This is a genomic window from Tissierella carlieri, from assembly GCF_018917285.1.
Classification (GTDB): Bacteria; Bacillota; Clostridia; order Tissierellales; family Tissierellaceae; genus Tissierella; species Tissierella carlieri.
In genome coordinates this window covers 88136-103007 of sequence record NZ_JAHLOH010000016.1, presented here as the reverse complement: position 1 = coordinate 103007, position 14872 = coordinate 88136, and the positions used below count along the sequence as shown (strand labels likewise).

The window sequence follows — 14872 nt, the reverse complement described above, 5'->3', positions numbered from 1 at the left end:
TCCAGAAAAAACGGATTCAATTTTACCATCATTAAACTCTACAATTAATTCTCCTGCTTCATTATATCAATGGCTTTTCCTAATCTTTTCGTTGTTCCACTTACTACTAATATTTCTTTACCAATAACTGCAGAATTATTTCTACATAAATAAGATCTAATAACTCACCGTTACATTTTGTATTGGTACATCATGGAATGGATCTTTTCTCTTCTTTAAATATGGTAAAGCCAGCTGTGGGAATAGGGCATACATTAGTACATCTTCTATAGACTCTGCTAAGTCTCCCAATTCTTTCTTGTAGTTTTCCATTTCTGGTTGTAATAAATCTGCTGGTCTTATGTCTAAGACTTCTTCATCTCCTATGACCATTTCTTTGATTTCCTTAGAAATAGGTCCTGGGGATTTTCCATATAATCCTTTTACATAATCTTTGATCTCTTTTGGTATCATCTTGTATCTTTCTCCATTGATTACATTCATCAATGCTTGTGTCCCTACCATTTGGGATAATGGTGTTACCAGTGGAGGATAGCCAAGCTCTGCTCTTACCTTTGGGACTTCTTGTAGTACTTCTTCATATTTGTCTTCTTTTTTTGCTTCTGTTAGTTGTGATAATAGATTGGATAACATTCCTCCTGGTACTTGATATGTCAATGTATCTGGTACAATATCCATTACTTTTGGATTTAGTATGCCACCTTTTCTAAATTCTTCTTTGATTGGTTTGAAGTGTTCTGCTATTTCTTTTAACTTACTAAAGTCTAATCCTGTATTAAATCCAAATTGTTCTAAGGCTATAGCTACGGATTCTGTTGCTGGTTGACTGGTTCCTCCTGAAAATGGAGATATGGCTGTGTCTATGATATCTACTCCTGCTTCTGCTGCTTTTAAATAAGTCATTTCTGCTATTCCACTTGTTGCATGGGTGTGGATTATTATTGGTAAGTTTGTTACTGCCTTTATATCTTTTACTAATGAGTAGGCATTTGCTGGGGTTATAATCCCTGCCATATCTTTTATTGCGATGGAATCGGCCCCCATCTTTTCCATTTCTTTTACTAGGTTTATATAATATTCATTGGTATGAATTTCACTTATGGTATAACAGATACACATTTGTGCTTGACCACCATATTTTTTGATGGCTTTTACTGATGTTTCTAAATTTCTTAAATCATTTAATGCATCGAATACTCTTATGATATCTATACCGTTTTCTATTGCCTTTTGGATAAAACTTTCTACTACATCATCTGGATAGTGTTTGTATCCTAGGAGATTTTGTCCTCTTAAAAGCATCTGTAGTTTTGTATTTTTTACATGCTTTTTTATTGTTCTTAATCTATCCCAAGGGTCTTCATTTAGATATCTTAGACATGCATCAAATGTTGCACCTCCCCATACTTCAAAGGAGTGATATCCTGCTTTGTCCATGGTTTCTAGTATGGGTACCATTTTATCTATGGGCATCCTTGTGGCTATTAAGCTTTGATGGGCATCTCTAAGAACTGTATCCGTAAATCTGATTTGCTTTCCCACTTTATATTCACTTTCCTTTTTTTTTATATTTTTATTTATCTGTGTTATCAATAATTTATTAATAATCTTAATTTTATCATTTTTACTAGGGTTAAAGATTCTTCGCCTCTGGCTCTGAATGACAGAGCACTGGCGCCTCTGCTTCCGAATGACAGAGGGCTACGCCTTTGAACGGCTTTAATTGTCTTTTGCTGGGAAGAATTTTAGTAATCCTAAACTTACTAAGTAAAGGATTCCTAGTACTACGAATATTCCTGCCATTCCGAATCCCATTACTTCAAAGGCTCCCTTTAATATTTCTGTATCAAAATTCATATTCATACTCCTTTCATACACTTATTACATGAAATATGCTAGTATCATTCCGCCTGCGATTACTGATGCTATTTGACCTGCTACGTTGGCTCCGATGGCATAGTGTAGGACGAAGTTTTGTTTGTCTTCTTCTGCTGCCATCTTTTGGATGACTCTTGCTGACATTGGGAAGGCTGATATCCCTGCTCCACCAATCATTGGGTTGATCTTTTCTTTTCTAAATAGGTTTAATAGCTTTGCAAATAGTACGCCTCCTATGGTGTCCATTATAAATGCTACCAGTCCAAAGGCTATGATCATTAATGTTTGTAGGTTTAAGAATTGGTCTGCTGTCATTTTTACTGATATTGTTAATCCTAATAATATGGATACCAGGTTGACTAGTTCATTTTGTGCTGATTGACTTAATCTGTCTAGTACGCCACATTCTCTTAATAGATTTCCAAACATTAAGAATCCTACTAATGGCAAGGAAGCTGGGGATATGAATCCTGCTACTACTGTGATTATTATTGGGAATAATATCTTGGTCATCCTTGATACGTTGGATGCTTTATATGTCATTCTTATTGCTCTTTCTTTTTTGGTTGTTACTAATTTAATTGCAAATGGTTGAATTATTGGTACTAAGGCCATATAGGAATAGGCTGCTATGGTTATGGGTCCTAGTAGTTCTGGTGCTAATATATTGGCTACAAAGATGGATGTTGGACCGTCTGCTGCTCCTATGATACCGATGGATGCTGCTTGTGATAAATCAAATCCAAATAATACGGCTATGATTATAGTGAAAAATATTCCGAATTGTGCTGCTGCTCCGAATAAAAGCATAAATGGATTTTGTAGCAGTGGACCAAAGTCGATCATGGCTCCAATTCCTATAAAGATTAATAAGGGAAATAGCTCTGTTGCTATACCTATATCGAATAAGATATTCAATACTCCGATTTGGTCACTTCCCACTTGGGTAACTAGTCCTGAATTAGGAAAGTTAACTAGTATTGCACCTAATCCCATAGGGATAAGTAATGTTGGTTCGTATTCTTTTTTTATACCTAAATATATTAATAGGGCTCCAAGAGCCATCATAATCAACTGTCCTACTGAAACAGATAATATACCTTCTAATAATTGTGTCAATTAAATCCCTCCAAAATTATGAAATTGTAACTAGTACTTCACCTACATCTACTGCTGAGCCCTTCGTAACATGAACTGCCGTTACAGTGCCTGCTTTAGGTGCAACTAGATCACTTTCCATCTTCATCGCTTCTAATATAACTAGTGTCTGTTCTAATTGAACTACATCTCCAACTTTTACAAGTACATCTATGATATTTCCTGGCATTGGTGCTTCTATATTGGTTCCTGGTCCATTGGCTTGTACAGGAGTCGAAGTTGGCGTTGGTGCTGGTGCTGCTACTTGTTGTGGTGTTTGTTGTGGTGCAGTTGCTGGAGCTTGTGCTACAGGAGCTGCCGGTTGATTAGGTACTCCTAGTTCCTCCATTTCGACTAAATATTCTTTTTCATTTATTTTTATACGAAACTTTCTAAGCATTCTATTACCCTCTTTCTTCTTTATTATTTTATCTGTGTAATACTTTTTAATCTAAAGTTTGAATTTTGATTGTCACCTGCTGCTATTGCCGAAACAATGGCTGCTGCTATTTCCTTATCAATATCGATTCCTTTGATACTAGTTACTTTAAACTTTGCATCTAGATGATCTCCTGATGCAATTACCGATGCGATCAAAGAAACTAGTTCTTTTTCTTCATCTGATACTTCTAATAATAAGTCTAATACCGAATTATCAAATATCTCATTACTGATATTTGAGTTAATACTTTCAATATTTTCTTCCTCCTCCATAGAATTAGTATTTCTTCTGAACCTATCAAAAAATCCCATATCTTGACCTCACTTCCCTGATATAAAAATAAATTAAACAGCCTTAATCCTATAAAGTGGTGAATCCTGGCTGTTTAACTCTAATTTTTTCTAAATGGAGATATTTATTAATGATCTGACTTCAATCCGGCACCACACATCGGTATTAGGCTATCTTTTGTTCTCCCATTGAGCTCACAATACTTCAAATATGCTGCATAATTAGCTGCCGTTGTGTGTTCACAATAGATTCCCTTACGTGCCAATGTCATTCTAGCATCCAGTATCTTTTCTTCTGGTGCAGTGATTACTTCAATATTATATTTATATATATATTCCAATATCTCCTCACCACGCATTGGTACACCTATTGCAATTCCTTCTGCTATAGTAGTTTGTATCTCAACAGTAGCCGGTTTCTTTTCTCCTTTTTGTACCGCCTCATAGAATGGTGCGACTTTTTCACTTTGAATAGCTACTATATTAGGCATCTTTTCAATAATTCCGCTTTCCAATAATTCCTCAAGTCCCTTTACTATGCCTATAAACAAAGTTCCATTACCCAATGGTACAAAAATATTGGAAGGTATCCTTTCTAATTGCTCATAAACCTCATAGATATATGTTTTTGTCCCTTCATAGAAGAAGGGATTAAATACATGATTTGCATAATACTTATTCTCTGTCTCCACCTTCTCCCTACAAACATCAGCACAATGATCTCTAGAACCTTTAACAATATTTACACTAGAACCATGTCCTTTAATCATATCAATTTTCTTAGGGGATGTTCCCTCTGGTACAAATATCTCACACCCTATGCCAGCCTTTGCACTATATGCAGCTACGCTGTTTCCTGCATTACCACTACTGTCCTGCACAACTGAATCAACACCTATTGATTTGCAGTGTGCCATTAAGACTGCTGCTCCCCTGTCTTTAAACGACAGCGTTGGCATATAATAATCCATCTTCAGTAATACATCTTCGTCAAATTCGATAACTGGGGTCATTCCTTCACCTAAGGTTATTTCTTTCCAATCATCTCCTTTTAAGGGCATGAAAGCACGATATCTAAATATACCCCATGTCTGTTTATCTATCAGATTTAAGTCAAATCTTGGTGGCTTATACTCAAGTTTCCAAAGACCGCCACATTCACACTTGGACTTTCTTGTGCTTACATCAACCTTATTCTCACATTTAGAACATATGAAATTCATATTCGATTCCTCCTTTTAATCTTCTAACTGAGCAATAGCTTCTATTTCCGTTAAACATCCATAATGCAATTCAGGTACTGGTACTATTATCCTTGCTGGTTTGTGTTCCCCAAAGAATTTAGCATATATTTGATTTACAGTATCCCAATAATCAATATCAGTTATATAAATTCTACATTGAACTACTGCATTTTTATCCAGCCCTGCTTCATTTAACACATCTTCAATATTTGAAAGTGCAAGTTCTAGATGTTCTTCAATACCTCCATTTGGAACTTGACGTGTATTTGGATCCATTGAAAGCTGACCCGATATGTATAGCATACCTTTAGAGATGATACCTGGAGAATAGTGCCCCTTATTTTCACCGGTATATTCTGGATTTACAACTATCATATTTATTCCTCCTTATAACTAATCTATTTTAAAATAAATTGTTTTCTTCCTTAAATAATCCCCTACTTTTGGAGATATATCTAGATTGATTCTACTAAATTTATATCTCCACATATAAGATGATTCGGGGACATTATGTCCCCTATTTAATTAATATACTTTTTACTAATCAGTACTTTTTATAACTATCCTATAATTAGAACTGTCTACTTTGAAGAATCCTTCGTTCTCTTTTTTCTTCTCTCTTACTTACAAGTACAGTGCCAACTAAGTCACTCATACAATTCAGTGTTGTAATTCCCATATCAAATAAACGGTAAAATGCTGCAATTACACCTACTAGTTCTGTAGGAAATCCAAAAGCAGAAACCAGCACTAACACTTTTATGATTCCACTGCCAGGAAGACCTTGTCCTCCAAGGGAGAAAATTGTAGCTAGAAAAATGATTCTTACCAACTCGCCCAATCCCATAGGTATTCCATTCATTTGAATTATAAATAATATAACACATCCATATAAAACTACACTACCATCATTACTAACTTGAGAACCAAGAGGAATTGTAAAGCTTGAAACCTTCTCAGGTACCCCAAACTTTTCCTTTGCAACTCTCATTGTAATCGGAATGGCTGCAACACTGCTACATGTAGAGATGGTGTATATCCATAGTTCAGCTGAATCTTTAATGAACTTGAAAGGATTTATACCAACTCCAAAATACAGAAATGAACCATAACCCAATAGAATATAAATAAAGCATGCCAAATAGAAAGTTCCTACTAATGCAGCTATTCCACTGAAGATGCTTGCACCATATTTTCCTAATGAATCGGCCATAAGAAAGAATACACCAATTGGTGACGCTTTCATTATAAGTCCAATAATGGAATTAACCAGGCTCTCTAGATTTTGAAAAAGAGCAATTAAGTTATCCTGTTTTTCCTGATCCTTAGTCAATAATATAGCTATACCAATTATTGCTGCAATTACAACTGTTTGAATGATGTTCCCACTTGTAAAGGTGGCAAACATATTGTCAGAAAATAGACTTAAAGCAAATCCAGATAATGTCATTTCCATACTTCCTGCAGTAACTTCCTTTGTTTCCAGTCCTGTAATACTGGCTATTAAGCCTGGCTTAATTGTTGATGTAGTTATTACGGCGACAGAAGTAGCCAAAAGCATACTAATAATGTAAAATACTATTATACTAATTGCTATACGCCCTAAGGATTTAAGATCTTTTTGTGATGTGATACCCGTCACAAGTACAATCAGAACTAAAGGAACGATAATCATTTTAAGGCTGTTCAACCAAATTGTGCCAATGAATCCGAAGTTAGTCATAATTGGACCAAATACCAATCCACACACCGAACCCAAAACCATAGCAATCATAATTTGAACTGCAAGCGAAATTTTCTTTACTTTCATCTTGTTATCCCCTCTATTTTTTATTTAATATATTTATAAATTTTTCTAAGCTTTAAGGTTTGAAAATGTTTGCATTGGACTTTAGAAACTACTATACTATGTCAACTTGCCCCTGCATAAGATAGGGATTTCCATTACAACCTCATCACCAGAAATCAACCAGGCAGAATCATATAGATTACACACCGGGCAAATATGCACAGGAATAATACGCACCTTATCACCCACTTGAACAGTCTCCTGGAATTTACTATCATAAACAATGGCGTGTTCGTCAAAAACTGAATGGATATGTATACCTGGGAAATCTAAGATAGTTCCTTTTCCAGGGGTAGCACATATACCAACTGTACGTTCCTGCATAGTCAGACCTTTAGCACCTACGTCCAAAATTACACGTTCATTTGTAGGACGGCTGATAACAGAGGCGAGGACTGTAGCTGCACAATGGTCCAAAGTTCCAATCGAATTACTCTGAGAAGCATCCATCAAAGCATAAGTTCCTGGACGTAGCTCCGTAATCCCTTCAAGAACATCCATATCATTTATCATAGAAGGGGTAGATCCATAGCTCACAGTTTCACAGATCATCCCATGCTCTGCTGAAATCTGTGCAAATCGAAGTGTCCTTTGTTGGGCCCCAATGGAAATATTGTAGCACTCTTCTAAATCTTTTGCCTTATAAGTATTACCATCATGAGAAAATATCCCTTTAAAATGGACATGGGGACTGTTACGGATGGTATCCAGCAAAGCTATAAAGTCTGCCTCCTCAATAACACCGGAACGGTTTTCACCAACTTCAATTTCAATTAGTACATTTGCTATTAATCCATGCTTAGCAAATACCCTTTCTGCATCCTCAACTTGTGAAGGTGTATCCACACCAAAAGATATCTTTGCTATTTTCTGTATTGCACAAATACGTTCCAATTTTTGATTCCCAACTATCTGGTTTGCAATAAAAACATCAGTAATTCCATTTTCAGCCATAACCTCTGCCTCTCCTACCTTAGCAACTGCAATACCACAGGCACCATGCTCCATTTGGAGTTTTGCAATATAAGGCATCTTATGGGTTTTGGTATGGGGACGAAGGGTTGCATTTTGTCGCTTAGCATAATCTTGCATCCTCAAGATATTATCCAGCAAAATTTTTTGATCAATTAGTAAAGAAGGGGTATCCAAATCCAAATATTTCATATCTTTCACCTCTAATTTTCATATTTTGTTTATTGTATAATTTATTATGTATGTAGTCAATAACTTTTTATATATTTTTCATCCTTTTCAGGTTTTTAAATAAGATATTGTGCATTTTTAGCGGTTTCATTATATATAAATATTTATACGAAAGTTAAAAAAATTATTTTTTCTATCCTAATATAGAAAATTTTATTGGTTTCCTTTATACAACGCCTTGATTTAAACTAAAAAAAGAGATAAAATAAGTATAGAATATTTTTTATAGGAGATAAATATGAATAAAATACTAGAAAATTTTATACCCGCCGCACATATAATTGCCGATACATTCGGACAAGATTGTGAAGTTGTGATTCATGATCTTTCAACGCCACAAAATTCAGTGGTTTATACCGTTAATAGCCATGTAACAGGAAGGGAAGTTGGTCAGAGTTTTGACCATCTCATTACACATGTATTGTTGTCTCAGAACTATACAAACAATTACTCAAGTAATTACTATTTTACAACTGGTGATAATCGCCTCATTAAATCCTCAACCTCATTAATTTGCAATAAAGATGGAAAAGTCATAGGGGCGCTATGCATTAATTTTGACACATCTAAAACCTCAAATGCTATTAACTGGCTAATGGAATCCCTCCCAAATTCAAACCTTTTACCCAGTTTGAATAATGACTCAAACCAGGATTATATTCAACTATCCTCAGACCATATAACAGAAATTGCCGATGACTTGATTGCTAAAATCATTGGAGATAAACAAGTAGATGAAATGAAGCGGGAAGATAAGGTGAATATTGTTAACTTTATGGACAGTAAAGGAATATTTTTAATAAAAGGTGCAATTGATAAGGTTGCTGATAAGCTAGGAATATCAAAAGTTACTGTATACAGCTATCTTGATGAGATTAAAGATAAGACCAAAGATAAATAAAGATTTTTAACCCCTAAGCTTTTTTGCCTAGGGGTTCTTTATCAGAGTTATGTTCTATTCCAATCTTTAATAAATTACAATTACATTTTGTACTGGTACATCATGGAATGGATCTTTTCTCTTCTTTAAAATATGGTAAAGCCAGTTGTGGAAATAGGGCATACATCAATACGTCTTCCGTTGACTCTGCTAAATCCCCTAGTTCCTTCTTGTATTTTTTCATTTCTGGTTTTAATAAATCTGCTGGTCGTACATCTAATACTTTTTCATAACCTATGATTTTTTCTTTTATTTCTCTCGATATAGGTCATGGGGATTTTCCATATAATCCTTTTACATAATCCTTGATCTCTTTTGGTATCATCTTGTATCTTTCTCAATTGATTACATTCATCAATGCCTGTGTTCCTACCATTTGGGATAATGGTATTACCAGTGGAGGATGTCTCAAAATTCCCTCTTTATTTTCAATGGGAGTATCCGTAATTACCTTCCCCATGAGAGTTGCAATAGTAGTGGGGAGTGTATCCGATTGAGAGTACCCTAAACTGATAGATAGGCTACCTTGAGGATCACAGTCAACAAGCAGGACTTTCTTTCCCTCTTGTGCCAGTCCTATCCCTATGTTGCCACAAGTGGTTGTTTTGCCAATGCTATCCTTTTGGTTGCCAATGGCAATTACTTTTGCGTTCAAGTTCGCTCCTCCTTTCGATTTTTGGGTACAAAAAAAGAAGTTAGCTCTTTAAAAAACTAACTTGCTATTTGTGAACAATATTAAATTTTGCAGAGCAATGGAATGGTCAGCACGTTTCGCCTATCCATTGCTGTATTTTTCCCTACATGCTTATATAGGGGCATATTCATAAGAATTTCAAATTAGCATATCAAAACTCTTTCCAAAAGTAGTATAATAGTAGTAAATTCGAGTTGAAATCTTGTGAATGTGCTTGTAAATCAAGGCCTGTGGGGTTTAACTAACAAATTTCTAATAACATCAGTTAAAAACAAATGTTTTTGCAAAAGGATAATGATATCTTCAAAATAAGTTAAATTATATCCGTAATAAGGATCTAGATATTTATCTAGGCAAAATAACAAACTTCTTTTTTCAGATATGTTGCTACCGTTTAAAACTTCATTAATTGCTTTTATACCACCTTCTACAATTGAACTATGCTGATTAGTGTATGTTATTAACTCAACCTTATTTTCATCCACTAAATACACCTCACTTAATTTTATGTGTATATTATAACATATACCATAAACCTATTAGGATTATATGGTATATGTTTTTACTCCTCGATGCCTAATTATTCAGTTTTCAATGTACATAAATAACCTTAGCTAGTTAAAACATGACATAAAAATACCGTATAATTCTTTTCTGAATAATACGGTATTAAAGTAAATATTCTGTTTTAAAAATTATGACGTTAAATATAAAGATTGTGCCCCAGTGCACCCTTGCACAAATACCATGTTAGGTGAAGTATCCCACACCAGTATGCTAAATCTCCAAGCAAATCATTAATGCTATCTTTTGAAATCAATTCTATATTTTAGTTCCCCTATTTGTCCATTTGGCTCATAAATAAATGAAATATTATCTACTTTAAAGCTCCAACTAAAATCCATAAATGATAGTTTTTTTAATACTTTTCCTATATTTTCTTTTGTAACATCCTCATATGCTAAACTAATATGAGGAATCCACAATTGTGGACTATAATAATCGCTTATATCTTCTCCTACTTGTTTTAATCTTTCCCAAACAGAATAATGGAACTTCAATAGTTGAATATCTTTAACTACGGGTATAAAAACAACTGGGAATTTTCCAGTAAACAATCCTATCCCCGTTGTTTTTACTTCAAATGGTTTTGTACATACTGCAATATCCTCAAATACATTTATTAATTTGTTCATATCGTAGCTTTCTGCAATTTGCCATGAAAAATGTGGATATGGTGTAACTCTAACTCCAGTTAATCCAATTTCTTTTTTTAACTCATTCCATATGCTTTCAACTTCTTTATAATAAGGTTGAGGCAGCAATGATACTATACCATGCATATTTACACCTCCATAAAAATCCTACTATATGTCTTACATAATTGTATAGATAATGTTAATTAAACATCTCAATAAGCCTATAAAAAATCATTGTAATAACTTAAGATTTGCCTACCTTTTGAATCATTCTTTTGTTTCTTTAGCTTTTATCACTAATACAATTCCGTAAATAATTACTGCAAGAGTCATACATAGTCCAAGAAACATAGGCATCTCTGTTGCATAGTCGCTAGCATAAGTTTTCCATGAACCCGTTTGCATTTCAATACCTTGGATAAATTTTAAACTGTATATTTCTAGTGATAAAACTAAGCCCCCAAAGATGATCGCTAAACTACCAAGTGATGATTTTTTCACTTAAATCACCCCCTAAACAATTTTCTTCAACTTAATATAAAGAATTTTTAATAAATATTGTTTTACTGTTATCAATTACTTATATAGAAATTATAGCATACATGTAGCATTTACTATAGGCTTTATATAGTAATATTTTTATTACCGTATTATTCAGTTTTCAAGGTTCAATTACACATAAATAACTTTAGTTACTTAAAGCATAATATAAAAATACCGCAAATTCATTTCTGAATAATACGGTATTTTAAATAGTTATTAGTTTTTTATAATTATTGCATCTAGAAAAGATAATCTAAAGTTACTAAGCATCCTTAAAATCAAAGTCCGTTTGATATTATTTCATTATTTCTGCTTAATGCTAAAGATTGGCTTTTAGCCATGTAATTAAATTCTCTAACATACTTGTCGTAACCCTGTGGTTAACATTACTAAACTCTATTATCTGTAATTTTTCTTGATTATTTGTGTAAATAGGCCTTATTCTATCAACAAATTTTCTCTGTATTTTAATAGGTATAGATGTATCTTCTACTCCGTGAAAAATTGAAACAGCTCTATCTTTTATCTTTTCTTCATGTGTCATTGGATCATACATCTCAATTTCGTCTTTATAAAGTTCACTCAGTGGCAAGACATTCATTTTTATGCATTCTTGCCATGCAAAGGCTCCATTAAATCCAGCTAGACATTTTAAGTCATCATGCTTAATGAAAACTCCTCCAGCTGTTATTGCCCCCATTGAACTTCCCATTACAGCTATCCGTGTTGGGTCAGCGTCATGTTTTTCTATTGCCCTCTTAATGAGTACATCGGATTCTTGAATACTCTTAAATATTATTTCCCATATATATTTTACGTCATATTTTATTGACTCTCTTTCACCATGGTATAATGCATCAGGTACGATTACCTGATAACCGAAACTGGCAATTGTCATTGCTTGAAATCTTATAAAATCTTTACTTGAATGCGATCCATGATAATAAATAACAGTTGGTAGTACTCCAGTATATTCTTTTGGATTAAACCTTAGGTATGGGATATCATCTACTTTTTCTTCTGTAATCATCACGAATGGATTCTCCTGTTTAAATATTGACCATTCCATTTATACCATCTCCCTTTATCTTTATTCTTTGATTTGTAATTCCAAAACCGACTTACTAAGCAATTTATTTAGTCTAACCATTGCGTTTCTGTCCAGTCAGTAATACCAATCATATTAGAGTATTTTCTAACCTTTGTCGTGAATTAAATCTAATCTAACTTATCCAATAAGCAAATTATACCATATTTCTTATATTGACATAATAGAATCTTGATTTTCAATATCGTATTATTCCATTTTCAAGGTTCAATCTTCATATCTTTATTTCCAATAGTTATTTAAAAGATAAGATAAAAATACCGTAGAATTCTTTTTTGAATAATACGGTACTTTCACAAAATATTTAATTTTAGTAATCATGACATTTAATAGGAAAATAACATACTAGATTTTATTGAATACCTCATTTAAAAATTTATGTGTTTCTTCATGATATAACGCCCCTATTAATTCGTCTTTATCAAAGAACCTCACTATATCAATTTCTTTATCTCGCGGCTTTAAATCTTCTCTGTTACCCAAATATTCTACATAAAACATCACCGTTTCTTGGCTATCATACTTATGTGCTTTAGGGAATGAAAAACAAATTTTTGTCTCAAACCTATTGATAATTCTATAGTTAGTAGAGCCTGTTTCCTCTTTTAATTCTCGTAAAATTGCTGATTCTAAATCTTTGTCCAGCTCTTCTACCCCACCTTTTGGAAAGTCCCAATGTCCAATTATCTCTTCATTATTATTGGAACTTTTAACTTTATGAATTAATAAGTATTCATTCTTCTGAAATACAATTGCACCAACTGCTTTCCTTATTTTCATTAGCATTCCCCCTTGCCCAAATGTTCGCAAGTATAAACTATTACGAATTACCTATGCGAATATTATAGCATAAATCATAAACTTATTGGACATATATGGTGATATTCTACTTTTCAATACCATATTATTCAGTTTTCAAAGTTCAAATTTCTAATTATTACTTCACATAAATAACTTTAATTACTTAAACATAATATAAAAATACCGCATAATTCTTTTCTGAATGATACGGTATTTCAATTAAATATTAAGTTTTAATAACTATAACTTTATATATAAAAATGCGACATAACTTAAAATTATGCTCATTTTGAGTATATTATAGATTTTAATTTAATTCGAACATTATCAAGATTTGGGTCACACAAAAGAGGGAGAAAATCTAATAACTTTTGTGGTTCAAAATCCCACCACTTGATTTTCAGAAGCAGTTCGATGAACTCATCATCAAATCTTTTCTTTATAAAATGTGCAGGATTTCCTCCAACAATACTATAAGGCTCTATATTTTTTGTAACTACAGAACGTGTGGCAATTATAGAGCCATCACCAACCTTAACCCCCGGCATGATAACACATTCTCTTCCAATCCATACATCGTTCCCAATAATAGTATCCCCTTTATAAGGAAGTTGAGATAGATGTGGTGGAGTATTTTCTTCCCACGCTCCCCCAAAAACATTAAATGGATAGGTAGTTATACTATTGATACGATGATTGGCTGTACCCATAACAAATTGAGTTCCACAAGCTATGGAACAAAATTTTCCAATGATAAGTTTATCACCAAAATCTGGACAATTAAAAAGAATATTATTTTTTTCAAAGCCAGTTGGATCTACTGGGCCATCGTAGTATGTGTAGTCACCTATAAAAATATTAGGTGCTGTTATAACATTCTTAATATAACAAGAAGTCTTATATTCATTTGGAAAAACTATATTTGGGTTAGGTATATTATGCATTTTAACACTCTCCTATCTAAATAAAATATCACCTCCAAAATTATTTTTATTTGCACAAGCTATTGCTCTCTTCTTTCTAATTTCTTTCATATATTTTATCTCCTATTATATAAATAATCTTTACTTCACCATTTATATCTAATGTAACTTAACTAATAAGAAAATTATAACATATTTTCTAAGTTATTAAAAGAAGCTTCTATTTTCAATACCGTATTATTAAGTTTTTAATGTTTAATTGCACATAAATGACTAACTATTCTTCTCAGTATCATATTTATTCTTAGTCTTACATCTAGGACATATCGTCTCGCCTTTTCCTTCTGCTTCTCACCTTCTAGTACATTGTTGATATTCACTTTGTTGAATAATTTGGTTAGTTCTCCTATTTCTTGTTTTAAATCTTCTAGTAAATATAGTTGACTACTTTTCTAATTGTTGGTGACATGCTTTTAAACGCTTCTGTTTCTTCGTATGTTCTATAGCATTTATTACTTCTCCCGATACCTCAGAACTATCTAGCCTATCCTCTAATGCAGTAGTCGCAACTACTATTTGTTTTCTTATATTAACTCTTACAGGAGGAAATAGACTTTCAAG

The 14872-nt window shown here is 33.1% G+C and carries 19 protein-coding genes; 1 reads left to right on the top strand and 18 read right to left on the bottom strand.

The genetic code is table 11. The features are described 5' to 3' along the window. Nucleotides 1-156 precede the first annotated feature (156 nt). The 9 genes from KQI38_RS02980 to KQI38_RS02940 form a co-directional block, all read right to left on the bottom strand. A complete protein-coding gene (locus tag KQI38_RS02980) occupies nucleotides 157-1542 on the bottom strand; it encodes an oxaloacetate decarboxylase subunit alpha (protein WP_216555572.1) in 1386 nt (461 codons plus the stop codon). 177 nt (nucleotides 1543-1719) lie between these two features. After that, nucleotides 1720-1857 (bottom strand): OadG-related small transporter subunit, encoded by a 138-nt coding sequence (locus KQI38_RS02975; protein ID WP_216555569.1) that lies wholly within the window; start codon nucleotides 1855-1857, stop codon nucleotides 1720-1722. A 24-nt stretch (nucleotides 1858-1881) separates the two neighbouring features. Further along, on the bottom strand, nucleotides 1882-2997 hold the full coding sequence (locus tag KQI38_RS02970) for a sodium ion-translocating decarboxylase subunit beta (RefSeq protein WP_216555565.1): 1116 nt from the start codon (nucleotides 2995-2997) through the stop codon (nucleotides 1882-1884). 16 nt (nucleotides 2998-3013) lie between these two features. Beyond that, nucleotides 3014-3415 carry a biotin/lipoyl-containing protein gene (locus tag KQI38_RS02965; RefSeq protein WP_216555562.1) on the bottom strand — a complete coding sequence of 134 codons (402 nt, stop codon included), beginning with the start codon at nucleotides 3413-3415 and terminating at the stop codon, nucleotides 3014-3016. A 23-nt stretch (nucleotides 3416-3438) separates the two neighbouring features. Beyond that, nucleotides 3439-3768 carry a hypothetical protein gene (locus KQI38_RS02960; protein WP_216555559.1) on the bottom strand — a complete coding sequence of 110 codons (330 nt, stop codon included), beginning with the start codon at nucleotides 3766-3768 and terminating at the stop codon, nucleotides 3439-3441. A gap of 107 nt (nucleotides 3769-3875) precedes the next feature. Next, nucleotides 3876-4970: a threonine synthase gene (locus KQI38_RS02955; protein ID WP_216555556.1), complete on the bottom strand. Its 1095-nt coding sequence runs from the start codon at nucleotides 4968-4970 to the stop codon at nucleotides 3876-3878. A 15-nt stretch (nucleotides 4971-4985) separates the two neighbouring features. After that, nucleotides 4986-5366: a RidA family protein gene (locus tag KQI38_RS02950; RefSeq protein WP_216555553.1), complete on the bottom strand. Its 381-nt coding sequence runs from the start codon at nucleotides 5364-5366 to the stop codon at nucleotides 4986-4988. A 196-nt stretch (nucleotides 5367-5562) separates the two neighbouring features. After that, nucleotides 5563-6801 (bottom strand): dicarboxylate/amino acid:cation symporter, encoded by a 1239-nt coding sequence (locus KQI38_RS02945; RefSeq protein ID WP_216555550.1) that lies wholly within the window; start codon nucleotides 6799-6801, stop codon nucleotides 5563-5565. A 96-nt stretch (nucleotides 6802-6897) separates the two neighbouring features. Further along, a complete protein-coding gene (locus KQI38_RS02940) occupies nucleotides 6898-8004 on the bottom strand; it encodes an alanine racemase (RefSeq protein WP_276515538.1) in 1107 nt (368 codons plus the stop codon). Between the two features lie 277 nt (nucleotides 8005-8281). Here KQI38_RS02940 and KQI38_RS02935 point away from each other — a divergent pair, with 277 nt between their 5' ends. After that, nucleotides 8282-8944, top strand: a complete 663-nt coding sequence (locus KQI38_RS02935) for a helix-turn-helix transcriptional regulator (protein ID WP_216555538.1) — start codon at nucleotides 8282-8284, stop codon at nucleotides 8942-8944. Between the two features lie 100 nt (nucleotides 8945-9044). Here the strand turns inward: KQI38_RS02935 and KQI38_RS02930 are convergent, their stop codons facing one another. The 9 genes from KQI38_RS02930 to KQI38_RS22225 form a co-directional block, all read right to left on the bottom strand. After that, on the bottom strand, nucleotides 9045-9236 hold the full coding sequence (locus tag KQI38_RS02930; RefSeq protein WP_338114438.1) for a hypothetical protein: 192 nt from the start codon (nucleotides 9234-9236) through the stop codon (nucleotides 9045-9047). A gap of 84 nt (nucleotides 9237-9320) precedes the next feature. Next, on the bottom strand, nucleotides 9321-9638 hold the full coding sequence (locus KQI38_RS02925; protein WP_216555530.1) for a ParA family protein: 318 nt from the start codon (nucleotides 9636-9638) through the stop codon (nucleotides 9321-9323). A 260-nt stretch (nucleotides 9639-9898) separates the two neighbouring features. Next, nucleotides 9899-10162, bottom strand: coding sequence for a hypothetical protein (locus KQI38_RS02920; protein WP_216555527.1), 264 nt, complete (start codon nucleotides 10160-10162; stop codon nucleotides 9899-9901). 318 nt (nucleotides 10163-10480) lie between these two features. Next, on the bottom strand, nucleotides 10481-11020 hold the full coding sequence (locus KQI38_RS02915; RefSeq protein ID WP_216555525.1) for a 2'-5' RNA ligase family protein: 540 nt from the start codon (nucleotides 11018-11020) through the stop codon (nucleotides 10481-10483). Between the two features lie 123 nt (nucleotides 11021-11143). Then, the gene (locus KQI38_RS02910) at nucleotides 11144-11377 is read right to left on the bottom strand and encodes a hypothetical protein (RefSeq protein ID WP_216555522.1); all 234 of its coding nucleotides are present in this window, start codon (nucleotides 11375-11377) and stop codon (nucleotides 11144-11146) included. 361 nt (nucleotides 11378-11738) lie between these two features. Further along, entirely contained in the window at nucleotides 11739-12488 is a 750-nt protein-coding gene (locus KQI38_RS02905; protein WP_216555520.1) for a dienelactone hydrolase family protein, read from the bottom strand. Between the two features lie 384 nt (nucleotides 12489-12872). Beyond that, nucleotides 12873-13307 carry an NUDIX domain-containing protein gene (locus tag KQI38_RS02900; RefSeq protein WP_216555517.1) on the bottom strand — a complete coding sequence of 145 codons (435 nt, stop codon included), beginning with the start codon at nucleotides 13305-13307 and terminating at the stop codon, nucleotides 12873-12875. 305 nt (nucleotides 13308-13612) lie between these two features. After that, complete coding sequence (locus KQI38_RS02895) at nucleotides 13613-14272, bottom strand: CatB-related O-acetyltransferase (protein ID WP_216555514.1); 660 nt, start codon at nucleotides 14270-14272, stop codon at nucleotides 13613-13615. Nucleotides 14273-14499: 227 nt separating this feature from the next. Continuing rightward, the gene (locus KQI38_RS22225; RefSeq protein ID WP_256310099.1) at nucleotides 14500-14631 is read right to left on the bottom strand and encodes a hypothetical protein; all 132 of its coding nucleotides are present in this window, start codon (nucleotides 14629-14631) and stop codon (nucleotides 14500-14502) included. Nucleotides 14632-14872 lie beyond the last annotated feature (241 nt).

What these genes read in the sequence shown, in the direction of transcription:
- KQI38_RS02975 (WP_216555569.1), bottom strand. Translation starts at nt 1,857, where the DNA reads ATGAATTTTGATACAGAAATATTAAAGGGAGCCTTTGAAGTAATGGGA.
- KQI38_RS02965 (WP_216555562.1), bottom strand. Translation starts at nt 3,415, where the DNA reads ATGCTTAGAAAGTTTCGTATAAAAATAAATGAAAAAGAATATTTAGTC.
- KQI38_RS02960 (WP_216555559.1), bottom strand. Translation starts at nt 3,768, where the DNA reads ATGGGATTTTTTGATAGGTTCAGAAGAAATACTAATTCTATGGAGGAG.
- KQI38_RS02955 (WP_216555556.1), bottom strand. Translation starts at nt 4,970, where the DNA reads ATGAATTTCATATGTTCTAAATGTGAGAATAAGGTTGATGTAAGCACA.
- KQI38_RS02950 (WP_216555553.1), bottom strand. Translation starts at nt 5,366, where the DNA reads ATGATAGTTGTAAATCCAGAATATACCGGTGAAAATAAGGGGCACTAT.
- KQI38_RS02945 (WP_216555550.1), bottom strand. Translation starts at nt 6,801, where the DNA reads ATGAAAGTAAAGAAAATTTCGCTTGCAGTTCAAATTATGATTGCTATG.
- KQI38_RS02940 (WP_276515538.1), bottom strand. Translation starts at nt 8,004, where the DNA reads ATGAAATATTTGGATTTGGATACCCCTTCTTTACTAATTGATCAAAAA.
- KQI38_RS02935 (WP_216555538.1), top strand. Translation starts at nt 8,282, where the DNA reads ATGAATAAAATACTAGAAAATTTTATACCCGCCGCACATATAATTGCC.
- KQI38_RS02915 (WP_216555525.1), bottom strand. Translation starts at nt 11,020, where the DNA reads ATGCATGGTATAGTATCATTGCTGCCTCAACCTTATTATAAAGAAGTT.
- KQI38_RS02905 (WP_216555520.1), bottom strand. Translation starts at nt 12,488, where the DNA reads ATGGAATGGTCAATATTTAAACAGGAGAATCCATTCGTGATGATTACA.
- KQI38_RS02900 (WP_216555517.1), bottom strand. Translation starts at nt 13,307, where the DNA reads ATGAAAATAAGGAAAGCAGTTGGTGCAATTGTATTTCAGAAGAATGAA.
- KQI38_RS02895 (WP_216555514.1), bottom strand. Translation starts at nt 14,272, where the DNA reads ATGCATAATATACCTAACCCAAATATAGTTTTTCCAAATGAATATAAG.